Origin of the sequence: Eilatimonas milleporae (assembly GCF_003688555.1) — a bacterium.
Taxonomy (GTDB): Bacteria; Pseudomonadota; Alphaproteobacteria; order Sphingomonadales; family Kordiimonadaceae; genus Eilatimonas; species Eilatimonas milleporae.
This window is the reverse complement of record NZ_REFR01000016.1, coordinates 166,522-192,692: the sequence shown is the minus strand read 5'-3', so window position 1 is coordinate 192,692 and position 26,171 is coordinate 166,522. Positions and strand designations below refer to the sequence as shown.

Here is a 26,171-nt window from a genome sequence, read left to right as displayed (position 1 = left end):
TTTTCTGGTAGAAACCCTGTCAAACAAGGTGTCTTGACCAAATAAGGCTGGTGCAGCCTAGCCGCTCGGGCCGGGCATTCCAAGTAGAAAATCCTAAGAAGTGTCCCAGCGGGCCGAAACGACACGTTCAATCCCGCACAAATCCTTGGCAATTTCAACACACTGATACCCTTCGCATGCGGCAAGAGAGGCCACTTTGGCTGCCTGTGCAACGCCGACCTCAAGGGCAAGGCTACCGCCCGGCACCAACCTGGACGGCGCCGTCTTCAGAATATGCCTTACGGCATCCAGACCATCAGGTCCGCCATCCAGAGCAAGACGCGGTTCATAATTTCTGACCTCGGACATGAGGCCCTCAATGTCGGCGCTTGGAATGTAAGGCGGGTTCGACACAATCAGATCAAAAGGTCCGTCCTGCGGTTCCAAGGCGGAGAACCAGTCGCCGCACCGGAAAGTGGCGCGATTGCGCACACCCAGTTTTCGCGCATTCTCTGTTGCAAGATCGACGGCTCCCTGAACCACGTCGAGACCTATCCCTAAGGCATGCGGCCGTTCTGACAGAAGGCTGATCAGAACACACCCTGTCCCCGTGCCAAGATCAAGGATACGAACAGACCGGCTTTCGGAACAATGACGCAGTCCCGTTTCCACAAGGGTTTCCGTATCCGCCCGTGGGATCAGGCTGGCGGGACCGACCTTGAAATCATGGGCCCAGAACGCCCGTGTTTCCAGAATATGGGCCACGGGTTCTCCGGTTGCGCGCCGCAGAAGCAGGCGGTCGGCAACAACACACTGTGGCGGGGTGAGAGACCGCTGCATATCCAAAAGAAGATGCCCGCGCTCAACCCCGAGACTGTGAGCCAAAAGCAGCTCGGCATCCAGGCGCGGGGTATCGCTGTCGGTTTGAGCCAGCTGCGCGGCCGCCTCACGCAACCACTCGGTTGCGGGCACCCTATCTGCATCAGACTTCAAACAGCCGTTTCCATCGCGGCCAGGCGGCGGGCCTGATCCTCGGTTATCAGGGCATCGATGATTTCATCCAGGGCATCACCAGCCAGAATCTGCTCAAGTTTGTGCAGCGTCAGACCGATACGGTGGTCGGTCACGCGTGCCTGTGGGAAATTATAGGTGCGAATCCGCTCCGAACGGTCACCGGACCCCACTTGGGCCTTACGGTCCGCCGCACGATCAGACGCGGCTTTTTCACGCTCAAGATCATAAAGTCGTGCCCGTAGGATCTGCATGGCTTTTTCGCGGTTGCGGTGCTGTGATTTTTCACTTTGTGTCACGACAATCCCTGTCGGCAGGTGCGTGATACGCACGGCAGAATCGGTGGTGTTCACATGCTGGCCACCGGCCCCCGAAGACCGCATGGTATCGATGCGGATATCGCTGTCTTGAATATCGATATCCACATTCTCAGCCTCTGGCAGGACGGCAACTGTCGCGGCACTTGTGTGAATACGGCCGCCTGACTCGGTTACCGGAACACGCTGCACACGGTGCACGCCTGATTCAAATTTCAGACGGGCAAAAACACCCTTGCCGGAAATGGTCGCGACCACTTCCTTGAAACCGCCAACGTCGGCAGGCGACGCTTCGGCCAGATCCAGTTTCCAGCCCTGGCGTTCCGCGTATTTTTCATACATGCGGTAGAGATCGCCGGCAAAAAGCGCCGCTTCGTCACCGCCGGTGCCGGCCCGGATTTCCAGGATCGCCGAACGCTCGTCAGCCGCATCCTTCGGCAAAAGCTGTAGGGACAGGCTGCGTTCCATCGCAGGCAGCCGGGCCTTCAGGGTGGAAAGCTCCTCCTCGGCAAGCGCTTTCATGTCGGTGTCCGCACCATCGGCTGCCATCTCTTCCAGTTCCACCAGTTCAAGACGGGCATCGGTCAAGGCACTGGCCGCCTCGACCACGGGGCCAAGCTCTGCGAACTCACGGCTCAATTTTACAAAATCATCGCTGGATATCCCGTCAGGATTGGCCAGCGCATGAGTCAGATAATCATGCCGCTCGAAAAGCTGTTTCAGCCGATCGTCACTGATCATGACCAAGCCGCCAGACGGTCTGTAAGAGCCTTACGCGGCAAACTTTCTTGATCCCCGGCATCCAGGTTCCTGAGGGTGACCCTATCCGCCGCCAGTTCATCTTCACCCAGGATGACAGCATGGTTTGCACCCGCCTTTGCCGCACGGGTCAGGCGCTTTTTGAGATTGCCGGAGCGGTCGGCGATTACCGTGTGTCCGGCGGCACGCAAGTCTTCCGCCAATGACAAAGCAGCTCTTACGGCCGCGTCGCCCATGGGCATGATCACAACGGGACGCTGAACGGAAGGAGCAGCATCAAGAAGAAGGGCGAGCCGTTCCAGACCGCCGGCCCACCCCATTCCGGGCACAGACGGACCGCCAAGCTGTTCGATCAGGCCATCATAACGCCCGCCGCCGATTACGGTGCCCTGCGCGCCGAGCGCATCGGTGATAAATTCAAAGGCCGTATGGGTATAATAATCGAGACCGCGCACCAGTCTTGTATCACGGGTGAACGGTACATCGCAGGCCCTCAGGCCGTCTTCAACGCGGGCATAAAAATCCAGACTGGCCTGGGTCAGGCTTTCATCAAGGGGAGGCGCCTTCTCGACAACGACTCGGTCCCCTTCATCTTTCGAATCCAGGATGCGCATAGGATTCGTATCCAGTCGCCGCTGGCTATCCTGCGACAAAGCGGCCTTATGAGCCCCGAAATAGGTCACCAACCGGTCCCGGTAAACGGTGCGGCTTTCCCTGTCACCCAAAGTGTTCAGATGCAGCGTGACCTTGTCGACAATATCAAGGCTTTCCAGAACACGCCAAGCCATGGTGATCATTTCCACATCGGTTTCAGGCGTCTCGGAGCCGATGAATTCAGCATTGATCTGATGGAATTGACGGTACCGACCCTTTTGCGGACGCTCATAGCGGAAAACCGGCCCATGGCTCATCAGGCGCACCGGCAGCGACTGCTGCATTCCGGCCGAAATAAAAGCGCGCGCAACCCCGGCGGTAAACTCGGGGCGCAGGGTTATGGCCTCGCCTCCCCGATCGCTGAAGCTGTACATTTCTTTTGTTACGATATCGGAACTTTCACCAAGTGGTCTGGCGAATACTTCCGTGAACTCGAAAATCGGCGTGGCCAGAAGCTGAAATCCATACGTCCGGGCCGTCGCCTCGAAGGCCGCCGTCACGGCTTCCATACGGCGCGCATCTTCGCCAAAAATATCGCGCGTGCCGCGCGCCGGCTGCAATTTGCCCACGTCGTTCAATCCTTCCGCTGATGCATGCTATTGGGCGGCGTGCGCGCCAGCCCGTTCCGCCGCCTCGATCTCGGCAGCCTTTTGCTCGACCAGGTCAACGATATGATCGACAAGGGTGTCATCGGTGATCTTATGGTCAGTCACACCAGACAGATAAACCATATGGTTGCCATTACCGCCACCTGTCAGACCAATATCGGTTTCCCGGGCTTCACCGGGACCGTTAACGACACAGCCGATGATTGACAGGCTGAGCGGCACGGAGATATGGGCCAGGCGTTCTTCCAGAATTTCCACGGTCTTGATGACAGGAAATGCCTGCCGTGCACAGGATGGACAGGATACGATACGCACGCCCCGATGGCGAAGACCGAGCGATTTCAATATGTCAAAGCCGACTTTGATTTCTTCGACCGGATCGGCAGATAATGACACACGGATGGTATCGCCGATACCGGCCCACAGCAGCGCCCCGATCCCGATTGAGGATTTTACCGTGCCCCCACGCAGCGCGCCGGCCTCGGTGATGCCCAGATGCAAGGGATATTCACAGGCATCCGCCAAGCCCTGATAAGCGGCAACAGCCAGAAAGACATCGGATGCCTTGACGCTGATCTTGAATTCCCGGAAATCGTTATCCTCAAGGATTCTGGCGTGCTCCAGCGCGCTTTCAACAAGCGCCTCGGGACAGGGTTCACCGTATTTTTCCAGAAGATGTTTTTCCAGCGACCCGCCATTGACCCCGATACGAATGGCACACCCGTTGTCCTTGGCCGCGCGCACAACCTCGCGGACCCGTTCGGCAGAACCGATGTTTCCGGGATTGATACGCAGGCAAGCCGCGCCTGCATCCGCTGCTTCAAGGGCACGTTTGTAATGGAAATGAATATCCGCAACGATAGGAACCTGGGCTGCCCGTGTAATCTGTTTAAGGGCAGCGGTCGAGGCTTCATCCGGGCAGGAAACCCGCACAATATCGGCACCGGCTTCTTCCGCCTGGCGAATCTGAGCGATCGTGCCGCTTACATCCGATGTCAATGTGTTGGTCATGGTCTGCACGGTAATCGGCGCATTGCCGCCAACCGGCACGTTGCCGACCATGATCTGGCGGCATTTGCGGCGGTATATATCCCTCCAGGGTCGCAGACTCATGAGAACTCTCGCAGTTTACTTGCCGCTCGAAGACAAACGGACCCGCCCGTCAAAACGGTCAGTGCGCTTATAGACAACATATGTCAGAGGTCAAGCGGCGGCAAGGCGAAGAGCGATAGAAACACACCACGTCAGGCACATACGGACGTTATGAGGAGCCATCTGATAAGAAAGGTGGGGCAGGCGTTGGTCACATGCATCAACCTGAACAGCCGACAATGACCGAATAACAGGCAGATGGTCAGTTCCCAAGCCGTCCGACCAAACCCTGCCCGTCAAGACGCATATCGGTCACAATGGCACCTTCAAGGCCAAGCGGGCCGGTGGAGACGCCATCAACACTGACGTGCAGTTGTCCGGCATTTGTTGTGGACAGAAACAGCAGCTCTTCCACATGGGGAGCAAAACTGTCGCCAGCCGGCAAAATACCGGACCACAATTCGGAGCCGTCCTCCCGGGTCAGACGCAACCAGGTATCATCGATTGCCGTCAGGGAAAGATGGAAAAGCGCCTCACTGGCGCTGATGTCGGCACTGGCATGCGCGGCGGGAAACAGGGCCGGCGCCTTGCCGGCGGCGGAAACATCACCGGTCTGCTGCTGTACGGCGGCAAGCATTGCCATGTCTTCCAACACATCGCTGAGGGGTGATGGTCCGGATTCCATGGGCGAGGCAAGCCAAGCTGCCGTCACGGCAAACACCCCGATGACCGAAGACAGCCAAAATGACCAGCGCCTGCGGGATGATCGTTCACTCAGGACCGCCTGTGCGACAGCGGATGTTTCCTCGGGGACCATATCGGCCGTTTCCGCCTTGTAGGCCGCAACGGCGCGCTCGACATTCACACCAAGGGCCTGAGCGTAGGACCGGACGAAACCAAGAGCGAACGCCCGCTCGGGCAGGCGCTCGTAAGCACCGGCCTCCAATGCCTCCAGGAAACAGCGTCTTATGCATGTATCCTTGGCGATAGTGACGATGGAAACGCCTTTGTGCTCGCGCGCTTCCCGAAGCATACGGGGCAACGCACATCCAATGTGGCCGCGTCCCGTCTCTTCACCCGCATTATTTCCGGCCAGGCCAGTCACGCCCCTTCCGGCGCCGGCCACATATGCCGCATTCAGTGCTTTTCTGTCCATGACTGCCATTTGATTTCACCACTCTTTGCGCATGTACCAGTTAACATCGCCTGAGTTTCAACCGCCTTGGCGCGATCCTCAAAACCGTTACCCGGTCGGCACAGACACGGCTGCCTTTCTCAACTGAGACCGTTCATGTCCCATAGCTTTCACAGTTGCCCGGAACATATCGCGGACCATTCTTTTGGCCGCCAAACCGTTCATGGTCCGAAGACAGTGTGTTGGACTGTACATTCAGCAAATCCCGTCCCCTGTAATGAATGGATCGCGCTTTCCGGCTTGAAATGGACCCCATTGAATGGTGATACCCGCCTTATAGATGGAATGTCCGCTCTCCAAGATGGTGCGCTTTCTTATGGCAGCTTACGACTGTCCGCGCTTAACCATGTGCCCGTATGTGGGAAATGCTTTTTATTCGACCCCTTTTGCATCAATCCCGGCTGTGCGCTCAGCGAAGGTGTCACGCACAACCCCATAAGTTCAGTTAATCAGCCTAGGTTGAATAAGTCAAAAAAGGATTAATATTTCCTTTCAAATGGAATTATATTTCTAAATTTATAATACAGGCAGCAATCATTCGAAGCATATGATCCCATTTCATACACTCTTATCGATAATTTTATAATTGTATATGATGATCCCTGGCAAAGTGGAGAAGGGAATCGCGAATCGAATGATCAGCGGATGTGATATTGGCATTCAGAAAACGCTGTAATTGTGCAAGATCGACACTGCGTACCATACGTTTTACAGGGCCGATCGCAGCCGGTGACACGGAAAGACGCGTCAGACCCAAAGCAATCAAGGCCATCGCTTCAAGCGGGCGGCCGCCCATTTCTCCACAAAGTGTGACAGGCACACCGGCTTTGGCACCGGCAAGAATGATACTGCGCAAAAACGCCAGGACGGACGGGGCCAACAAGTCGTAGCGATCAGCCAGCCGGGGATTGGATCTGTCACAGGCAAAAAAGAACTGCATCAGATCGTTTGTGCCAACGGACAGAAAGTCGATTTCCTTGAACAGTGCGGGCAGTTGCCAGGAAAGAGCGGGAACCTCCAGCATGCAGCCGATTTTGATTTCCTTTGGTGCCGTCCTGCCATAGCGTGCGAGCCGATCCACTTCCTTTTGCAGGATTTTCTTGCATCGCCTCAGCTCGGCGACCTCGGCGATCATGGGAAACATCACATGAAGCGAGCGCCCGGCAGCCGCATACAAAAGCGCCCTGAGCTGGTACCGCAGCAATGCCGGCCGGTCGAGCGCGATGCGGATGGCGCGCCATCCCATGGCCGGGTTTTCTTCATTGTCACGGGGCAGGAACGGAACTGACTTGTCGCCGCCGATATCCAGGGTTCGGAACACCACGGGTCTGTCACCGGCCGCGTCCAGGGCCGCATTGTATATTTTGGTCTGCTCTTCCACCTTGGGCAAAGCAGGACTGACCATAAACTGAAATTCCGTCCGGAAAAGACCGATCCCTTCAGCGCCCATCCGGTCAACGTTGGGTAAATCAACCAGAAGGCCGGCATTCATGAAAAGCGCAATCCGGGTCCCGTCACGGGTGATCGCGGGCTCATCCCGTTCGGCGGCATATTGGGCGGCCAGACGTTCGCGCGCTACAATCGTGGCGCGGTAGGTTTCAATGACATCATCAGCCGGGCGAATGTAGGCATGGGCATTTTCCGTGTCGACAATGACATGGTCGCCTGGCTGAATATGGTGCGCCACACCGGATACACGCCCCAGAACGGGGATTTCCATGGCACGCGCTATAATGGTCACATGCTCGGTGGCGGACCCTTCCTCCAGCACGACAGCCTTCAGAAGATCACGATCATAATCCATCAGCTCCGCAGGCCCCAGGGAACGGGCCACCAGAACCGACGGCTCGGTCAGTTTGGTGCGCACATCCATGGTGGTCCCCTGGATGATCCGGATCAGGCGCGTTGTCAGATCTTCAAAATCGGAAACGCGCTCACGCAGATACGGGTCGCTGATTTTCAGCAGGCGGGCCCTGTTTTCCTGTTGGACGCGGTCAGCGGCGGCTTCAGCGGTCAGGCCGGAATTGACGGCCTCCCGGATCTTCTGCTGCCAGCCGCGGTCATAGGCGAACATGCGGTACGTTTCGAGAACCTCGCGGTGCTCGCCGCCATGTGCCAGATCAGGGTGTTCAATCATGTCTTCGAGCTGCAGGCGCATTTCGGCGATTGCGTTTTCCAGCCTGAGACGCTCCTGCTCGATATCTTCGGCAATGGTGCGCGTGATCTTGATGCGCGGCTGATGGAACGCGGCAACACCGGAGCCGACACCGTCAGCCAGCGCCCGTCCGTCCAACGTGACAGGATTGCCGGCTGTCCGCGTGTCCTCGCTTAATTCGCCCGGATCAACGACCTTGCCGGTGGCGATCACCTCGGCAATCACCATCGCAATCGTTTGCAGGGCTTCAATTTCCTCAGATGAATACCGTCTGGCGGTAACATTCTGCACAACCAGAACACCAAACACCTCGCCAGAGCGCAAGACCGGCACGCCCAGGAAACTGTGGTAGATTTCCTCACCCGTTTCGGGGCGATAGACAAAGCGGGGGTGTTGCGGCGCTTCCGACAGATTGAGGGGAAGCGCCCGTTCCGCCACCAGACCCACCAGGCCCTCACCCACCCGCAGCCGGGTATTGTGAACCGCTTCCGGCTTCAGGCCCTCGGTTGCGAACAGTTCCAGAATACCGCCCGCGCGTGCCACATAGATCGAGCACACTTCCGCCACCATGTTCTGAGCGATGAGGCGTACGATCAGGTCCAGCCGCCCCTGGCCGCCGTTGCCGGTCGCCATGACCTGACGGAGACGGCGCAACAGCTGTCTCGGCTGACTGACCGTATCAGGCACGCTCCCCGTCTCCTCCCGGTGTCCAGTGTTCAATCCGCATCCGTGGCCCTCCACCATGGATGCGTCTTTTCCATCTTGCTGTCCGCCCCCGCGAGGGACCGGCGGTTCCCGACTGAAAAGCCCTTTTCAGGCGGTCGCCTGGCTCAGAACGGGCACATCAGCTGCCACCGGGGCCACCGATTGCGTGGACAAATGCGCCACAGCCTGCGTAACGAGTTCTTCAACAATCTCACTGGTGCTGGCTTCGCGCTTGACCATGCCAACGCTCTGACCGGCCATGACGGAGCCCTGCTCGATATCGCCGTCAACAACAGCCCGGCGGAGCGCGCCGCCCCAGAAATGCTCTATCTTCATCTGGGCATCATGCTGGTCCAAAGCGCCGCTGTGAAATTCCTCAACCACTTCACGCTGCAGCACCATGAATGCCTCTGTCCCTTCATTTTTAAGCGCACGTACCGGGATGACCGGAAAACGGTGATCAAGCTGAACACTCGCCACAGCGTCCCGGGCGCTTGCCCGAATAAAGGCTTTTTTGAATTTCTCATGCGCCACGCATTCGTGCGCGACAACGAACCTTGTACCCAATTGGGCACCGGACGCGCCCATTTCAAGATATCCGGCCATGGCTTCGCCGCGCCCGATGCCGCCGGCCACGAAAACCGGAACATCGCGGATGGACGGCAGGATCTCCTGGGCCAAAACATTGGTTGAAACCGGGCCGATGTGCCCGCCCGCTTCCATACCCTCAATAATAATGGCATCGACGCCCGACCTGATCAGCTTTTTCGCCAAAGCGGCCGTGGGGGCGAAACACATCAATTTGGCGCCAAAATCCTTGATCGCGGCAATGGCCGGCCCTGGCGGCAGGCCACCCGCCAGCACAACATGGCTGACCGCGGCCTGGCGGCAGATTTCGATATGTTCCATCATTTGCGGATGCAGGGTAATCAGATTGACCCCGAAAGGCTTGTCCGTCAGCGCCCGTGTCGCGGCGATTTCCTCCGCCAGAAGGTCAGGCGTCATACCGCCGCAGGCGATGACGCCAAATCCACCGGCGTTGGAAATGGCGGATACGAGGTTACGCTCGGAAACCCAGGTCATGGCCCCGCCCAGAATTGCATAGCGGCTACCGAGAAAGTCGGTACCGCGCTGCCAAAGGGCCCGCAGTCTTGCCGCGCCGCTTTCGCTCACCTGCTCTGCCATGACCTGTCTCCCTGTTTACCGCTGAATGGGCCTGTCGATAATCGGTATACGGTCGATTTATTCGGCCACCGGTTCATTAACCGCGTCCAAACCATAGACCGTGTGCAAAGCCCTGAGGGCAAGTTCGGTATATTCATCATCGATCAATACGCTGACTTTGATTTCGGACGTGGAAATCACCTGAATATTTATACCTTTTTCCGCGAGAGCGTCGAACATCCTGCGAGCAACACCGGCATGACTTCGCATGCCGACACCGACAACGGACAGTTTGACGACATTACCGGTATAGACCAGATCGCGGTAGCCAAGATCACCGCGCGCATCCTCCAGCACCTTGACGGCCCGCTTCAGGTCATCTTCCGGTACCGTGAATGTAACGTCGGTGGAGCGCCCATCCTCGGACGCGCTTTGCACGATCATGTCCACATTGACGTTGGCATCGGCCAACGGACCAAAAAGATGCGCCACCATGCCGGGACGGTCCTTCAGGGCGACAACCGTTACCTTTGCCTCACCGCGCGAATAGGCGATGCCGCTGACCACTTCCTGTTCCACAATCTCATCCTCGCTTACCACCAGGGTGCCGGGTTTGTTTTCGAAAGAAGATAAAACCTGGGTTCTCACACCGTATTTCATTGCCAATGCCACGGAACGGGTTTGCAAAACCTTCGCTCCGAGAGAAGCCATTTCCAGCATTTCCTCATATGTGATGCGGTCAAGCTTGCGGGCACGCGGCACGATGCGCGGATCGGTTGTGTAAACACCATCCACATCCGTGTAAATATCACACCGCTCCGCCCCGAGTGCCGCGGCCAGCGCCACTGCCGACGTATCACTGCCCCCGCGCCCGAGCGTGGCGATCCGTCCGTCTTCCGCCAACCCTTGAAAACCGGCGACGACAGCGACCCTGCCGCCGTCAATACAGGCCCTGAGATTGCCGGTTTCGATTTCCTCGATCCGGGCGGCACCGTGGACCTCATTGGTGTGGATCGGCACCTGCCACCCCAGGAAAGACCGGGCCGGAACACCCAGTTCCTGGAGGCAGATCGACAGAAGGCCGACCGTAATCTGCTCACCAGCGGCAACAACGGTGTCATATTCTCGGGCATCGTGCAGCGGTGCGGCGCTGCGGCAGTATTCAACCAGACGATTGGTGGTGCCCGACATGGCGGATACCACGACAACCACATCGTCCCCATTGTCGACGGCGGTTTTGACACGGGAGGCCACGTTGCGGATACGATCTATATCCCCAACCGATGTCCCACCGAATTTTTTGACGACCAGTGCCATAAATCCCCGCCAATCCTGTCCGCCCTTTTACGGGCGCTGTGTTTATGGGACGGACAGCCTTTCATATTCATTTGACAATTTGCGTCCGACCGGCCGGCGACAGCCATGTGACGCGATGTAGCTTGACCCGATGCAGGGACATAAGCGTATTAAAGACGTGACAGATGTTTATCGGCTGGGTGCCCAACACGCAAGGTCGCACACCGTGACAAAAGCGCAATGCGACCGAAACGCCCGCACAGGAAAGAAAACATATGACATCCGACAGCGGTACACATTCTTCCCGAACAGACCATACGCCCGCCGGCCGCGAGGGGAAAATTTCCACCGTCGATGCAGACGAAATTGCCAATTTTGAAAAAATGGCGGATCACTGGTGGGATCCGAACGGCCCTTTCAAGCCGTTGCACCAGTTGAACCCGACACGGCTGGCCTTTATCCGCGAGGCGCTGGACTCCCATTTTACCCTGAACCCGGCGGCGGCCCAGCCTCTTCAAGGGTTGCGCCTGCTTGATATCGGATGCGGCGGCGGCCTTGTTTCAGAACCGATGGCCCGGCTGGGCGCGTCCGTCACCGGTGTCGACGCGTCGGAAAAAAATATCGGCACAGCCAGCGTTCACGCCGAAAGATCCGGCCTCACGATCGATTACCGCGCCACAACGGCAGAAAGTCTGGCCGAGAATGGCGAGCATTTTGACATTGTCATCAATCTGGAAGTGGTGGAGCATGTGGCCGATGTGACCGCCTATCTCAAGGCCTGCCGGCAACTGATAAAGCCCGACGGTATTATGCTGGTCAGCACCCTGAACCGGACGGCAAAATCCTTCGCCATGGCTATTGTCGGGGCGGAATATGTCATGCGCTGGCTGCCGCGCGGCACCCATGATTGGACCAAATTCATCACGCCGGCTGAACTGTCGGATCATCTGGAACAGGCCGGGTTTGATACCGCATCCCCGCAGGGTTTCATATTCAATCCGCTGACATGGAGATGGGCCTTAAGCAGCCGGGATACCGCCGTCAATTACGCCATCGCCGCGACGCCGCGGTCAATGGATAATACCGGACAATAGGAGGCAGAAACGGATCACGGCATCTGAAGGATACCGGTCGATCAATTATCCGTCCGGCGCACGACCGGCAGCGGCAGGATATCAATCCCCTCTTCCAACAGTTCCGATACATCACGCTCGCTGGCCTGACCGTAGATACCCCGCTCTTCCGTTTCACCGTAATGAATCTTGCGGGCTTCCTCGGCAAAGCCGGGACCGACATAGTCACAGTTTTTCTCAACATGGTCACGTACGGCACGTAAAAACTGGGCCGCCTTTTCCCCAAGGGGATTGTCAGGTACCTTGGCGGTTGAACCGGATGTCTCCGGCGACGGGGCGGGTACCGCATCCCGCTCCTCCACATGGGCATGACCCGCACCGCCGGCAGAAGCATCGCACTGGTTACCCTTGCGGGCAAGACGGGGAGCCATGACCGCTTTATCCACCTGTGCGGTGCCACAGATAGGGCAGGACAGAACCCCGCCGTCCCGCTGACTGACAAAATCATCGCTGGACCGGAACCAGACCTCAAATCTGTGTTGCCGGTCGCAGATCAGATCAAAAACAATCATGGCTCAGCCATTTCCTTCACTTCAACTTCGAACGCCGGATTCAGCATCAAAGAAGGTATCTTCGCCCTGGCGTCAGCGATCTTGCTTCTGTCCAGTGTCGCATACACAACGCCCGGCGTGTCGGGGCCGCCATCCGCCAGCACCTCGCCCCAGGGGCTGACCGCCAGAGAATGCCCATATGTCTCACGGCCGCAGGCATGGATACCGCACTGGGCCGGCGCCAGTATATAACAGCCGGTTTCAATGGCCCGTGCCCGCAGCAAGGCATGCCAATGCGCCGCACCGGTGGGCCTGGTAAAAGCGGATGGGACGCATATGATATCAGCGCCCGCTTTTGCAAGAGCCCGATACAGGTACGGGAAACGCACATCGTAGCAAACGGTCAGTCCGATCCGGCCAAAGGGCGTATCGGCAACCACGGCCTTATCACCGGCGTCATAAAGCGCGGACTCCCGATATCGTTCCCCGCCACCCAGCTCAACATCAAAAAGATGGATTTTATCGTAGCAGGCAACAATACGGCCCGTACCGTCAATCAGAAAACTTCGGTTTGCCAGACGGTCTTCCGCAACCCTGACAACCAGTGACCCCACAAGGAGAAAAACGCCAAGTTCCGCCGCCAGCGAGGACAGGCGGTCGAGACCTTCGTCCTCGTTCTGGCACCGCGCCTTGGTCAAAACATCCTTGCGCCGGGTTTCCATCAAATGACATGTCTCGGGTGTCAGGATAAACCGTGCCCCTTCACCGGCCGCGGCACGGGCATGATGCTCGATCCAGTCCACATTGGGGCCAATGTCCCGGCCCGAAGTCATTTGCAGTAGGGCTGCTGTAATACTCATCATCAATCCTTGCAGGAGACATGATCGTCCGGGACATATGTCAAAGCAGGCTCTCCGCTACGGACCCGGTCACAAGCCTGCATACTCCGGCCGCATCAGGCCGACACAGCAAGCTTTTCATCAAGCGTGCCGGCAGCCTCCAGGGCGTAAAGTTCATCGCTGCCGCCGATATGTTCGTCATTGATCCAGATTTGCGGCACGCTGCCGGCACCTCCGGCCTTCTGGCGCATTTCCGCACGCTTTGCAGGATCGAAATCCACCTTGATTTCAGTGAAAGCAGCCTTTTTCCGCTGCAGCAATGCCTTGGCACGGTGGCAATAGGGACAGAGATCAGAGCTGTAAATAACGATGTTGGCCATGAGGTTCTCCACTTTTATACGTCTTGTCCGACATGCCAGAGGCTGATCACACCATGCATGCCACACCATAATTGACGGATGATGTAAGGCGGACAATGGCTTTTGCAAAGCGTGGGCAGCGTACACTTATGTGTGCACCATCCGTAACATGTTTCCAGCCCTGTCGGTTCACCGGCCTTCAACGCCGGCCGCCTCCACCACACGGGCGGCCGTGACAACGCCAATCTGCGCCGCGCCCGACCGTCTCAAAACCCTTGCACATTCGCCCACGGTTGCACCGGTCGTGTAAACATCATCGACCAGAATGACACACTGACCGGAAAGCCCATGCGACAGGGCACCGGGACGCACGCCAAACGCCCCCCTGACATTGCGCAACCGGCCTTTGCGACCGAACTGGCCCTGGCTGGGTGTGGACCGGCGTCTCATCAGAAGATGGGGCGTGACCTCCACACCCGTCAAATGTCCCAGATGCCGGGCCAGTATATGGGCCTGGTTAAACCGCCGCATGCGCAAGCGGCGATAATGCAGGGGCACCGGTACAAGGCGGACCGGATACGTAACGGACGACAATTTCGGTCGTAGCGCCATTGCCATCAGGCGCGCCAATGCGACACCACCCTGGCCACGCCCATATTTCAGTCTGAGGATCTGGCCGCGCACCATGCCGCCATAGACCGCACCGGCACAGGCCCAGTCGTAATGGGGCGGCCGGGCAAGGCATGTCATGCACAACGTATCCTCGCCCGCAGCGACATCGACAGGAAAAGGAAAGCCGCACCGCACGCAAGCCGGCGTGCCTATGGGGTCAAAACCGGCCCAACAGTCCGCGCAATACAGACCATGCCCCTCCACCCGCACACCGCAGGCCGTACAGCGCGGCGGCAACAGAAAATCCAGAAATCGGCCAACGACATTTCCCATTCGCAACATCTGGTCCCCTGTGTTCCCGGCTCGCAAATCCATAAAGACAACCTGAGCGCCGCAAACACGCGTGCCAAGTCACCGACGCATATCTCTTGGCAACTGGCCCAAAAGGCTTGCCCTGACGGTTCCGCTAACGGTAATCAGCGGCACATGCGTAAATTTACCATATCCGCTTATGGAACATCCGATGACACATACTGACCAGCCACGCCTGTTCGACGGACCAGCGCGCCGGCGCAACCTCGTACGGGCGGAGCAGTACGGCACCGGTGCCGCTTTCCTGATTGACGAGGTTGCCAGCCGTCTGGCCGACCGTCTGGCCGATGTGGCCCGTGACTTCACCACCATTCTGGATGTGGGCGGACGTATGCATACATCCGGGAGCGGTTTCCCCGCCAATGGCACTGTGACCACAGTCCCCTTCCACGATAGTCAGGGGAATGAAACGGCCTGCAAGCGCCTGACAGACAATGAAAGTCTGCCCGTTGAAAGCGGAAACTCCGATCTCGTCGTCAGCAATCTGTCCCTGCACGCAATCAATGACCTCCCGGGACTGCTGATCCAAATCAATCGTGCCCTGAAACCGGACGGTCTGTTTATGGCTAGCCTGTTCGGTGGGGAAACGCTGCACGAACTCCGGCACGCACTTCTGGCGGCGGAAAGTGAAATCACCGGAGGCGCCCATCCGCGTATCGCCCCCATGGCAGACGTCCGTGACCTGGGCAGCCTTTTACAACGGGCCGGGTTTGCACTGCCTGTCGCCGACATGGATACCATTACCGTCACATATGATCATCCCGTCAAGCTGATGCACGATCTGCGTGCCATGGGAGAAGCCAACTGCCTGACGGACCGCAGCCACCGCTTTATGCGCCGGGACGTTCTGATGCGGGCCTGCGCCCTGTATTCTGATCGCCATGGCGGGGCGAATGGCCGTATACCGGCCACCTTTCAGATCGTTTATCTCACGGGGTGGCATCCTGATGAGAGCCAGCCGCAACCGCTTAAACCGGGCAGTGGCAAGGTCAGCTTGTCTTCGGCGCTGAAATCGGCCATCGGCAAAGAGGAAAAGACGTAAACCCGCCATTCGCAGCGGTTAAAGAAAGTCCCTCAACATGGCAACAAGCGGCTCGTCGGCGGGCGGCATCGGATAATCGGACAAACCAGAAATACGTACCCATTTGACGCGCTGGCCTTCCTGCGGATCAACAAGCCCATGCCATTTGCGGCACAGGAATAACGGCATCAACAGATGGAATTTTTCATAGCTGTGTGAGGCAAAGGCAAAAGGGGCCAGACATGCCGCCGATATGTCGATCGCCAGTTCTTCACGAACTTCACGAATCAGCGCCGCTTCGGGGATTTCGCCTGTCTCCACCTTACCGCCGGGAAATTCCCATAGGCCCGCCATGGATTTGCCGGCAGGCCGTTCAGCAAGCAGAACACGACCGTCTATGTCTATCAAAGCGATGGCCGCCACGAGAACAGTGGGCAGACCTGCCTCCGGATCCACATTTGGCGGAGGGCAGTCCTCATCGGTGTAAGGGTGATTATCGGAGGCATCGATCATGCGGCCAAGGGCTACAGTCTCGCCCCTGAAATTGCAAGGGCTGCCTGCAGGGATCACAAGAATGTCGCAGCGGTGCCAAGACACCTTGAGCAGGCCGACCGATTACACCACATAAGAGACAGAAGCGAGAAACGCAGCCATACTCAAAACTCAGCTGACAGCGGCTTCTCTCATATCATCACCAAACCGGCCACGACGACGTTGCACAGGTGCCGGCTTGCTGTCCATACGGTCGGCAACGATCCGGCGGGCGCGGTCGACTTCGCGTTTCATATATTCCAGCTCAGCCTTTTTCTCCGGGCTTTCCTCGGCATAACGCGTCAACGCATCGGCCAACGCTTCTTCAAGGTCGCTCAGGAACTTCAACTGTAATTCCAGATTTACTGTCATAGCCTTCTCTCCGGCACCCTGTGGGCTTTTTCAAAGTTTTGCGGAGAGAGCTATTCAAGAAAAATGCCAGCCTCAAATATTTGATTTTAAATAATTTTTTTGAGGGCTTAAGTTATTTAGGCAGAATTGACCGAAAGAAAACACCCCACCCGGCAGGACATGCCGGGCGGGGCATATATGGTCAGACATTGCCGGCACGGCACGTTTTCAGATGCACCGTCAACTGCGGTAATCGGCATTGATATCGATATAGCCGTGAGTCAAATCGGTGGTCCATACAGTGGTGGCAGCGTCCCCCTGTCCCAGATCAAGCCGCAGGAGAATATCCTGTCCTTTCATATGTTCGGCGGCTTTTTCTTCGGAATAGCGGCTGTGGACAGCGCCACCCTTGGCCACAAGGTTGGGGCCGATCCAAAGCTTGAGGGCATCCGGGTCGATACCGGCACCGGCCTTTCCCGCCGCCATGATGATCCTGCCCCAGTTCGGATCCTCACCGGCAATGGCTGTTTTGACCAGCGGACTGTTGGCAATACTGAAACCGACGGCCCGCGCCGTGGCGGTATCGCGGGCCGCCTCAACCATAACGGTGACAAACTTGCGCGCGCCTTCGCCATCCTTGATGACCTGTTGCGCCAGATCGATCATGATTTCCCCGAGAGCCTTGCGAAACTCGTCGAGGCGCCTGTCGGACGGGTCGTCTATGGGCGTTTCCTGACCATTGGCCCCAGTGGCGAACAGGAGCACCGTATCATTGGTGGACGTATCGCTATCAACCGTAATGGCGTGAAAACTGCTGTCCACCGCTTCGCGCAGCAGAGCATCCAGACAGACCGGCGCGATTGCCGCACTGGTGAAAACAAAGGCAAGCATGGTTGCCATATTGGGGGCAATCATGCCCGACCCCTTGGCAATCCCGGTTATCGGGGTCACATGACCATCAAGCTTGGTCAGGCGGCTGACCATCTTCGGATAGGTATCGGTTGTCATGATGGCCTCGGCCGCATCCTTGTAAAGGCTTGCGGACAGACCCTCGGAAATACGCGGCAGATAGGTCTTGAAAGGCGCAAGAGCCATCGGCTCACCTATGACACCGGTGGATGCCAGAAGGACCTTGGCGGGGTCCGCACCAGCCAGACGCGCGGCTTCCGCCGCAACATCCGCGCAGATTTTATGGCCACGCATGCCGGTAAAGGCATTGGCGTTGCCGGCATTGACCACGAGAGCACGGACATCCGATGGCGTTGTCTCGATCACACGGCGCGACCATAAGACCGGTGCGGCGGTGGCCTCGTTAACGGTAAAAACCCCGGCAGCAGCTGTATTGGGCTGAAAAAAAGCCATCAGCAGATCGCGGCGCCCCTTATATTTCACATTGGCCGCAGCAGTGCCAAGCTCCACCCCGGGCACGGGATAAAGATTGGGAACGAATTTAGGCGCAAACGGCGAGCGCAATGGTGCAGACATGACCAACCCCTTCTTGACATTATTGGCGCTCCGTTAAATGCGTCTTATTCTGACGGGGCAAAAGCATGGGCGCAAGCGAGATCACAGTTTCATAACAATGCCTCCGCACAGGTCAATGCAAGAGGTCGCTGGTTGACAGGACACGGCACGCTCCTTATCTGTCCGAAGGTTCTAAGGGCCGGGGGATATGGTGCTGCCGTAAGCGTACCGGCGCGGGAGGCCGGTTCTGTGCCGGCATCGTCTTTCAACCAGTGTTTTCTTTCAAACGGACCAAGACATCATCATGCTGGGACTGGGCGCATTCGCCAAGAAACTATTCGGATCGGCAAACGATCGCTACCTGTCCGGCCTGCGGCCGAAGGTGGATGCCATCAACGCCCTTGAAAGCGACATGGCCGCGCTGAGCGATACAGCGCTGAAAGCAAAGACCGACGATTTCCGCAAGCGCCTTGATGAAGGTGCAAAGTTGGATGATCTGCTGATCGAATCCTTTGCCGTCGTACGCGAAGCCGCAAAGCGCGCCCTTGGCCTCAGACATTATGATGTACAGCTCATCGGCGGCATGGTCCTGCATGACAATTCCATAGCCGAGATGAAAACCGGCGAGGGTAAAACGCTGGTGGCGACGCTGGCGGCTTATCTGAATGCCCTGCCCGGCAAGGGTGTTCACGTCATCACCGTGAACGATTATCTGGCCGAACGCGATGCCGAATGGATGGGCAAGGTCTACGGTTTTCTTGGCATGACCACAGGGGTGATTATCCCCGGCAAAACGGATGCCGAAAGGCGTGACGCCTACGCCTGCGATATCACCTATGGCACCAATAATGAATTCGGCTTCGACTATCTGCGGGACAATATGAAATTTCACCGCTCGGAAATGGTCCAGCGGCCTTTTCAGTATGCCATTGTCGACGAGGTCGACAGCATCCTGATCGACGAGGCCCGAACACCCTTGATCATTTCCGGCCCGACGGAAGACAAATCCGAACTGTATGTTTCCATCGATAAGATTGTCGCCAACATGGCAGACGAAGATTACGAACGGGACGAGAAGTCAAAAACCGTCTCGATGACCGAAGACGGCACGGAAAAGATGGAGACCATTCTCAGCGAACATGGCCTGTTGAAAGCGGGCAGCCTGTATGATTATGAAAATATCGGTCTTGTCCATCATGTGGATCAGGCCCTGCGGGCCCGGACCATGTTTGAGCGGGATACGGATTACATCGTCAAAGGCGGCAAGGTCATCATCATCGATGAATTTACCGGGCGCATGATGGACGGCAGGCGCTATTCAGGCGGCCTGCACCAGGCACTGGAAGCCAAGGAAGGGGTCGCCATCCAGCCGGAAAACCAGACGCTGGCATCGATCACATTCCAGAATTATTTCCGCATGTATCCAAAACTGGCCGGTATGACGGGTACAGCCGCCACCGAGGCGGAAGAATTCGGCGAGATATATGGTCTTGGCGTGATTGAGATCCCCACCAATGTGGATATCGCCCGCATCGATGAACATGATGAATTTTACCGTACGGCCGATGAAAAATACGAGGCCCTTGTCAGCGAAATCGCGGATGCGCAGGAAAAGGGACAACCCGTTCTCGTCGGCACCGTATCGATCGAAAAATCAGAACTTCTCTCGGCCTTTCTGAAGAAAAAGAAGATCAAACACCAGGTTCTGAATGCCCGCTATCATGAGCAGGAAGCCCAGATTGTCGCCCAGGCCGGTCGATACGGATCAGTAACTATTGCCACGAATATGGCGGGCCGCGGCACCGATATCCAGTTGGGTGGCAACGCGGACATGCGCATCGCCCAGGAAACGGCCGAGGTTGACGAGGAAGCCCGGCTTCAGAAGATCACTGACCGCATCCACGGTGAAGTTGCCGCGGAAAAGCAAAAAGTGATCGAAGCGGGGGGATTGTACGTTATCGGTACCGAACGGCATGAAAGCCGGCGGATCGACAACCAGCTACGCGGCCGTTCCGGACGGCAGGGCGACCCGGGCCGGTCAAAATTCTTCCTGTCACTTCAGGACGACCTGATGCGTATCTTTGGGCCTGAACGCATGGACAGCATGCTGGTCCGCCTGGGTATCGAGGAAGGCGAAGCCATTATCCATCCCTGGATCAACAAAGCGATTGAAAAAGCCCAGCAAAAGGTCGAAGCGCGCAATTACGACGTCCGCAAAAATCTGGTTAAATTCGATGATGTGATGAATGACCAGCGCCGGGTGATCTATGAGCAGCGGCGGGATATCATGGATTCGGACGATGTGTCGGAGACCATCAAGGATATGCGTTCCGATGTGGTGCATCACATAGTGGAAACACGGATTCCACCGAAATCCTTCGCTGAACAATGGGATCTGACCGGATTGAAGGAAGACGCTGACCGGTTGCTGGGTCTCGATGCGCCTGTCGAGGAGTGGGGCGCGGAGGAAGGCGTCGACGACACCATTATCACTGAACGCCTGGAGGATGTCGCCGACAAACACTTGGCCGCCAAAGCCGCCAAATACGGCCCCGATTTCTGGCGTCATGTCGAAAAAAGCATGCTGCTTCAAATGGTGGATCAGGAGTGGAAAGACCATCTGCAAAATCTTGATCATCTGCGTCAGGGGGTGGGCTTGCGTGCATACGGGCAGCGTGACCCTCTGAACGAATACAAGACGGAAGGTTTTTCCCTGTTTGAAAGCATGCTGTACCAGACACGGGAAGAGGTTACGCAGCTTCTGGCTCGACTGGAAATCGCCCCGCAGGTTGATCCCGCGATGCTTGCCCCGCAAGCACCGTCAAGCCTGGAGGAACAGCATATCGACCCCATGACGGGCGAAAATGAAATGGCACCTGGCCCCATTGTCGCCGGCCCGCCCCCCGGGTCCGTCGGAGAGCAGACACGGATCGCCCGCGCCGGTGCGAATACGATAGACCCGAACGATCCTTCAACCTGGGGGCGCGTATCGCGCAATGCCCCCTGCCCTTGTGGATCGGGCCGGAAATACAAGCATTGCCACGGTGCATTTGGCTAAGAAAACGGCCGGATACAAAAAGGGCGGAACCAAAACCGTCCCCGCCATTAACGCCATACAGAATGCAGGCTTGATACCCATTGGCGTTATTTCCACTTCAGGACACAAACACAAATCTGCCGCTGCCACCGGTTTTGCGGCCCCTCAACCCTGTCTTGTGTCCATCAAGGTTAACGCAAGCTGAATAAGCTTATCAGGAAACGCTCAGCCCGGCTGTAATAGAGTGGCACTCAATGAGGATCGCGGTGGGGCAATCGTATAGTGTTCCGCCTCACCGCTTTCCTTGAAAGACGATCTCCAAATCGTCGCCGCGCTGCCCTTCCCGTGTCCCAACCCCGACCCAATGGGACAAAGAACCCGCGGGAATCCAGTCAGCCCTAGGCGTGGCGCGATAAGGGGGCTCCGTGATGTCCGGCGGATTCACATGAGGCCAGCTCTCCTCGCTGTCTCCGCCGGTCTATCGGAGCCCCCTTTCCATATGAATGGCATGCCCAAGACGAAAGAGTCGGATTACATGCAAAACAGACAAAAACCTGGCAGCGGTCACACCTGTTGCCAGGACAAGGTCGGTCTGTTACAGGAGAACCCGGATTGGCCTAAACGAACGCTTCTTCCCAGGACCCGCGGGTTGCGGCACGGGAATATTCCGTTGCCCTGTTTTCAAAGAAATTGGCGTGTTCAACGCCGTTCAACATGGCCTCCAGCCAGGGAAGCGGATTTTTGGATACGCCATAGACAGGCCGCAGGTCCAACTGGCGCAAACGCCGGTCGGCAATGTAGCGGATATACGCCTTGACTTCCCCCGCCGTCAGCCCGTCGATCGGCCCCAGCCCGAATGCGAGATCAATAAAGGCATCTTCGTGGTCGACAATGGTCCGGCAGGACTGGGTGATTTCAGCCTTCAGGGCCTCATCCCAGATATCGGCATGTTCGGCGACATAGGTGCGGAAAAGCGTGATGATGGAATCACAGTGCAGGGATTCGTCGCGTACCGACCAGCTGACGATCTGCCCCATGCCCTTCATCTTGTTGAAGCGGGGAAAATTCAGCAGCATGGCAAAGCTCGCAAATAATTGCAGTCCTTCGGTAAAGGCACCGAAGACCGCCAACGTCAGAGCGATGGAGCGCGGGTCATCCACCGTGAACTGCTGCATATAGTCATATTTGTCCTTCATCTCCTTGTAGTGGAGAAAAGCGGAATATTCGGTCTCGGGCATACCGATGGTATCGAGCAGGTGGCTATAGGCGGCAATATGTATTGTTTCCATATTGGAAAAGGCCGACAGCATCATCTGCACTTCGGTCGGTTTGAAGACCTGGGAATAATGCTTCATGTAGCAGTTATTCACCTCAATATCGCTTTGGGTGAAAAAACGGAAAATCTGCGTCAGCAGGTTTTTTTCCGAGTCCGTCAGGGTATTGGCCCAATCCCTGACATCTTCCGCCAGAGGCACTTCCTCGGGCAGCCAGTGGATACGCTGCTGCGTCAACCATGCCTCATAGGCCCAAGGATAGCGAAAAGGCTTGTAAACCAGACGGTCTTCGGTCAGCGACATCGGCTACACTTTCCCAAACAGATTGAGGGCTGATCTCAAATTCACGGCGGAGGCGTTATCTAACGTCATTGGCACGCCAGACATTCCTCATAGTCAACATGACCCACACCGTCGCCGAGGGACATCTGGGCAGGCTTGCCCATGACATGTTTTTCCGCGTCCGGTGACAGCTCGCCGTCTTCAGCCGCGACCAGCTCCGCCCGCTGGATTGATTTCGAGCGGCAATAATAGAGGCTTTTGAGGCCCTTTTTCCACGCCTGGTAATGAATCTGGTGCAGATCGCGCTTGTGCACATCGGCCGGCAGGAAAATATTCACCGATTGCGCCTGACTGACATGAGGCGCGCGGTCGGCCGCCAGTTCCACCACCCAGCGCTGGTCGATTTCGAACGCGGTCTTGAAGACGGCTTTTTCATCATCGGTCAAAAAGTCCAGATGCTGCACAGAGCCCTCATGGGCCGTGATGGATGTCCAAACATCCTCGGTGTCCCTGCCCTTTTCCTCAAGCAGGGCGGTCAGCGCCTGGCTGCAGACATTGAAATTGCCGCTGAGCGTTTTATGGGTAAAGGAATTGGCGGCAATCGGCTCAATGCCCGGGCTGGCCCCACCGCAAATTGTCGAAATGGATGCCGTGGGCGCAATGGCCGTCTTGTTTGAGAAACGCTCTTCAATACCGTAGTCGGCGGCATCGGGACATGCCCCGCGTTCGCGGGCCAGTTCAGCGGATGCCCTGTTCACACCTGCCTCGATATGGCGAAAAATCCGGAAGTTCCACGATTTCGCCATCGCACTTTCAAACGGCACTCCCTGATTTTGCAGGAAACTGTGGAAGCCCATGACGCCAAGGCCGACGGACCGCTCCCGCATGGCGGAATAGCGGGCTTTCGCCATACTGTCCGGTGCGCGGTCGATGAAATCCTGCAGCACATTGTCCAGGAACCGCATAATATCGGGAATAAAGTCGGGTTCCTGCACCCAGGTTTCGAAATGCTCCAGATTGAGGGACGATAAACAGCACACAGCCGTCCGTTCATTGCCCAGATGATCGATGCCGGTAGGCAGGGTGATTTCCGCACACAGATTTGATGTCTTCACGGTCAGACCAGCCAGCTTCTGCTGTTCGGGCATGGCCCTGTTCACCGTGTCCGAGAAAATCAGATAAGGTTCGCCGGTTTCAATCCGGGCGGTCAGCAGCCGGATCCATAACGCCCGTGCCGACACGGCTTTCACCGCATGGCCGTCCTTGGGGCTGGTCAGGGTCCAATCCTCATCATTTTCCACCGCTCGCATAAAGGCGTCTGTGACCAGAACACCGTGATGCAGATTGGGGGTCTTGCGGTTGGGGTCGCCGCCGGTGGGGCGGCGCAATTCGATGAATTCCTCGATTTCGGGATGGCTGACCGGCAAATACACCGCGGCGGATCCGCGTCTGAGCGACCCTTGGGAAATCGCCAGCGTCAAACTGTCCATGACCCGTACGAAAGGCACAATCCCGCTGGTTTTACCGACTCCTCCAACCGTTTCGCCTATGGAACGAAGATTGCCCCAATAGCTCCCAATGCCGCCGCCGCGGGCAGCCAGCCAGACATTTTCGGTCCACAAATTGACAATGGACCGCAGATTGTCCTGGGCCTCGTTCAGGAAACAGGAAATCGGCAGCCCCCGGTTCGTACCGCCATTGGACAGGACAGGCGTTGCCGGCATGAACCAGAGTTTGGAGATATAATCATAGAGCCGCTGGCTATGGGCCCTGTCATCCCCATAGAAACTGGCGACACGGGCAAACAAATCCTGATAACTTTCACCGGGCAGAAGATAACGGTCGCTCAACGTCGCCTTTCCAAATGCAGTCAAAAGGCTGTCGCGGCTGCGGTCCACCTGGACCGCCCCACCCTGATGAAATTGTGTAACCTCAAACATGCTCGCCTGTTCTCCGTCATGGCTACGAGAGCATATCCAATACCCTAGCAGCGTCGTGTGACATATATGGGCCCGCAGCGACTCCCCAAACGTACGCACAGGACAATATATCCTGCCCGATTAGCGAACAAAAGTCGAACACAGGCATAAATTTCGCGAGTTTCAAGCAGGAGAAAGACATTTCCCTATCCGGGAAACGGCATCGCGGGCATATACATTCCCCTCACATGCTTGCCGCATGCGCATCCTATGCCGGATAAACGGAGGTGGTCAACATGTTGTGTAAAATCGTGACGCACCACGCACATATTGTGGAAAAGTCTGTGGAAAAGCTGTGGATAAGGGGAGACATGCCAGCTTCATCATCAGGCTGCAATGGCAAAAAACAACGATATCGTGCCGGGAAATACAGACATCCGGATTGAAGTTCAGCGACCGGAATGGGGGGGTTTTGCCAACCCGGCCCACGAATGCGGACGGTGTCAATGGAGACCTTTATCGCCCATGGAAAGAAATTTTTCCCGTTTCAGCGATTTAAGACGGGCACCGTCAATACCATCCATATCCCGCAGAGCCTGTTCCAAGGCATCGCCCAGAAGGGTCATGGCACGTTCGGCATCACGGTGGGCACCGCCCAGAGGTTCTTCAACGATGGCATCGATCACCCCCAACTTATACAAGTCCTGTGCGGTGATTTTCAGAGCCGTCGCGGCATCCTCAGCCTTTTCCGCCGTGCGCCAGAGAATAGAGGCGCATCCTTCAGGAGAAATTACCGAATAGACCGCATGTTCCATCATCAACACACGGCTGGCCGCCCCCAACGCCACGGCACCACCCGATCCGCCTTCGCCGACAATGCAGGCAACCATCGGCACTTCAATCTCAAGCGCTTTGTCGGTTGACCGGGCGATGGCCTCCGCCTGTCCGCGTTCCTCGGCACCAATACCGGGATACGCACCGGGTGTATCGACAAGCGTGAGGACAGGCAGACCAAAACGGTCTGCCAAATCCATCAGACGGACGGCCTTGCGGTACCCTTCAGGACGGGCCATACCGAAGTTGTGCCGAATGCGGCTTTCCGTATCGGCACCTTTTTCATGCCCCATGATGACGACGGGCTCACCGCGAAACCGGGCAAGACCACCGATAACGGCCAGATCATCGCCAAAGGCACGGTCACCGGCAAGCGGTGTGAAATCCTCACACAGATGAGCGACGATATCTTTGAAATGCGGACGTTCCGGATGGCGGGCCACCTGGGTTTTCTGCCAGGGTGTCAGGTGAGCATATGTATCTTTCAACAGTTTGCCCAGCTTGCTTTCCAGCTGTCCGACCTCTGCTGAAATGTCCACATCACGGACCGTGGAGCCACCGCTGCTTGAAAAACTGCGCAGCTCGCGGATTTTGCCTTCCAGTTCGGCGATAGGCTTTTCAAATTCCAGAAAGGTCATCATGGCTCAGCAGGCCCTCATGAAAGCAGACTTGATCGTCCGGCAGCAGGCTTTGTGCAGTAAAGCAACCGGGAAACAG

Annotated in this window: 21 protein-coding genes; 3 read left to right on the top strand and 18 right to left on the bottom strand. The window is 57.1% G+C overall.

Annotated features, from left to right (window positions below; translation table 11 throughout):
• Nucleotides 1-93: 93 nt before the first annotated feature.
• The 8 genes from prmC to BXY39_RS18285 form a co-directional block, all read right to left on the bottom strand.
• Complete coding sequence (gene prmC / locus BXY39_RS18320) at nucleotides 94-972, bottom strand: peptide chain release factor N(5)-glutamine methyltransferase (protein WP_121940349.1); 879 nt, start codon at nucleotides 970-972, stop codon at nucleotides 94-96.
• Nucleotides 969-2,048, bottom strand: a complete 1,080-nt coding sequence (prfA, locus tag BXY39_RS18315; RefSeq protein ID WP_121940348.1) for a peptide chain release factor 1 — start codon at nucleotides 2,046-2,048, stop codon at nucleotides 969-971. The genes prmC and prfA overlap by 4 nt, the downstream gene beginning before the upstream one ends.
• Nucleotides 2,045-3,289, bottom strand: coding sequence for a histidine--tRNA ligase (gene hisS / locus BXY39_RS18310; RefSeq protein WP_121940347.1), 1,245 nt, complete (start codon nucleotides 3,287-3,289; stop codon nucleotides 2,045-2,047). The genes prfA and hisS overlap by 4 nt, the downstream gene beginning before the upstream one ends.
• Before the next feature lie 27 nt (nucleotides 3,290-3,316).
• Nucleotides 3,317-4,441: a flavodoxin-dependent (E)-4-hydroxy-3-methylbut-2-enyl-diphosphate synthase gene (ispG, locus tag BXY39_RS18305; RefSeq protein ID WP_121940346.1), complete on the bottom strand. Its 1,125-nt coding sequence runs from the start codon at nucleotides 4,439-4,441 to the stop codon at nucleotides 3,317-3,319.
• Nucleotides 4,442-4,682: 241 nt separating this feature from the next.
• A complete protein-coding gene (locus tag BXY39_RS18300; RefSeq protein ID WP_245999503.1) occupies nucleotides 4,683-5,453 on the bottom strand; it encodes a helix-turn-helix domain-containing protein in 771 nt (256 codons plus the stop codon).
• Between the two features lie 742 nt (nucleotides 5,454-6,195).
• Nucleotides 6,196-8,457: a phosphoenolpyruvate--protein phosphotransferase gene (ptsP, locus tag BXY39_RS18295; RefSeq protein WP_121940381.1), complete on the bottom strand. Its 2,262-nt coding sequence runs from the start codon at nucleotides 8,455-8,457 to the stop codon at nucleotides 6,196-6,198.
• Nucleotides 8,458-8,583: 126 nt separating this feature from the next.
• Nucleotides 8,584-9,660: an NAD(P)H-dependent flavin oxidoreductase gene (locus BXY39_RS18290; protein ID WP_121940344.1), complete on the bottom strand. Its 1,077-nt coding sequence runs from the start codon at nucleotides 9,658-9,660 to the stop codon at nucleotides 8,584-8,586.
• Between the two features lie 57 nt (nucleotides 9,661-9,717).
• Nucleotides 9,718-10,956 carry an aspartate kinase gene (locus BXY39_RS18285; RefSeq protein WP_121940343.1) on the bottom strand — a complete coding sequence of 413 codons (1,239 nt, stop codon included), beginning with the start codon at nucleotides 10,954-10,956 and terminating at the stop codon, nucleotides 9,718-9,720.
• A 254-nt stretch (nucleotides 10,957-11,210) separates the two neighbouring features.
• On the opposite strand from BXY39_RS18285, the gene ubiG reads away from it, so the two are divergent.
• Nucleotides 11,211-12,029, top strand: coding sequence for a bifunctional 2-polyprenyl-6-hydroxyphenol methylase/3-demethylubiquinol 3-O-methyltransferase UbiG (gene ubiG / locus BXY39_RS18280; protein WP_121940342.1), 819 nt, complete (start codon nucleotides 11,211-11,213; stop codon nucleotides 12,027-12,029).
• A 41-nt stretch (nucleotides 12,030-12,070) separates the two neighbouring features.
• Here ubiG and BXY39_RS18275 read toward each other — a convergent pair whose 3' ends face one another.
• From BXY39_RS18275 to BXY39_RS18260, 4 genes are all read right to left on the bottom strand, one after another.
• Nucleotides 12,071-12,580: a DUF1178 family protein gene (locus tag BXY39_RS18275; RefSeq protein WP_121940341.1), complete on the bottom strand. Its 510-nt coding sequence runs from the start codon at nucleotides 12,578-12,580 to the stop codon at nucleotides 12,071-12,073.
• Entirely contained in the window at nucleotides 12,577-13,419 is an 843-nt protein-coding gene (locus tag BXY39_RS18270; RefSeq protein ID WP_245999478.1) for a carbon-nitrogen hydrolase family protein, read from the bottom strand. The genes BXY39_RS18275 and BXY39_RS18270 overlap by 4 nt, the downstream gene beginning before the upstream one ends.
• 95 nt (nucleotides 13,420-13,514) lie before the next feature.
• Entirely contained in the window at nucleotides 13,515-13,778 is a 264-nt protein-coding gene (grxC, locus tag BXY39_RS18265) for a glutaredoxin 3 (protein WP_121940339.1), read from the bottom strand.
• Nucleotides 13,779-13,946: 168 nt separating this feature from the next.
• Nucleotides 13,947-14,711 carry a ComF family protein gene (locus BXY39_RS18260; protein WP_121940338.1) on the bottom strand — a complete coding sequence of 255 codons (765 nt, stop codon included), beginning with the start codon at nucleotides 14,709-14,711 and terminating at the stop codon, nucleotides 13,947-13,949.
• A 181-nt stretch (nucleotides 14,712-14,892) separates the two neighbouring features.
• Between BXY39_RS18260 and BXY39_RS18255 the strand changes: the two genes are divergently transcribed.
• Nucleotides 14,893-15,783, top strand: a complete 891-nt coding sequence (locus BXY39_RS18255) for a methyltransferase domain-containing protein (RefSeq protein ID WP_121940337.1) — start codon at nucleotides 14,893-14,895, stop codon at nucleotides 15,781-15,783.
• Between the two features lie 18 nt (nucleotides 15,784-15,801).
• Here BXY39_RS18255 and BXY39_RS18250 read toward each other — a convergent pair whose 3' ends face one another.
• From BXY39_RS18250 to argJ, 3 genes are all read right to left on the bottom strand, one after another.
• Nucleotides 15,802-16,200 carry an NUDIX domain-containing protein gene (locus BXY39_RS18250; RefSeq protein ID WP_121940380.1) on the bottom strand — a complete coding sequence of 133 codons (399 nt, stop codon included), beginning with the start codon at nucleotides 16,198-16,200 and terminating at the stop codon, nucleotides 15,802-15,804.
• Between the two features lie 225 nt (nucleotides 16,201-16,425).
• Nucleotides 16,426-16,665, bottom strand: a complete 240-nt coding sequence (locus BXY39_RS18245; protein ID WP_121940336.1) for a hypothetical protein — start codon at nucleotides 16,663-16,665, stop codon at nucleotides 16,426-16,428.
• Nucleotides 16,666-16,884: 219 nt separating this feature from the next.
• A complete protein-coding gene (gene argJ / locus BXY39_RS18240) occupies nucleotides 16,885-18,129 on the bottom strand; it encodes a bifunctional glutamate N-acetyltransferase/amino-acid acetyltransferase ArgJ (protein WP_121940335.1) in 1,245 nt (414 codons plus the stop codon).
• 283 nt (nucleotides 18,130-18,412) lie between these two features.
• Here argJ and secA point away from each other — a divergent pair, with 283 nt between their 5' ends.
• Nucleotides 18,413-21,166 carry a preprotein translocase subunit SecA gene (secA, locus tag BXY39_RS18235; protein ID WP_121940334.1) on the top strand — a complete coding sequence of 918 codons (2,754 nt, stop codon included), beginning with the start codon at nucleotides 18,413-18,415 and terminating at the stop codon, nucleotides 21,164-21,166.
• A 596-nt stretch (nucleotides 21,167-21,762) separates the two neighbouring features.
• On the opposite strand, the gene BXY39_RS18230 is transcribed toward secA, so the two are convergent.
• From BXY39_RS18230 to BXY39_RS18220, 3 genes are all read right to left on the bottom strand, one after another.
• Complete coding sequence (locus BXY39_RS18230) at nucleotides 21,763-22,722, bottom strand: ribonucleotide-diphosphate reductase subunit beta (RefSeq protein WP_121940333.1); 960 nt, start codon at nucleotides 22,720-22,722, stop codon at nucleotides 21,763-21,765.
• Between the two features lie 65 nt (nucleotides 22,723-22,787).
• Entirely contained in the window at nucleotides 22,788-24,641 is a 1,854-nt protein-coding gene (locus BXY39_RS18225) for a ribonucleoside-diphosphate reductase subunit alpha (protein ID WP_121940332.1), read from the bottom strand.
• A gap of 482 nt (nucleotides 24,642-25,123) precedes the next feature.
• On the bottom strand, nucleotides 25,124-26,092 hold the full coding sequence (locus BXY39_RS18220; protein WP_342779494.1) for an acetyl-CoA carboxylase carboxyltransferase subunit alpha: 969 nt from the start codon (nucleotides 26,090-26,092) through the stop codon (nucleotides 25,124-25,126).
• Between the last annotated feature and the right edge of the window lie 79 nt (nucleotides 26,093-26,171).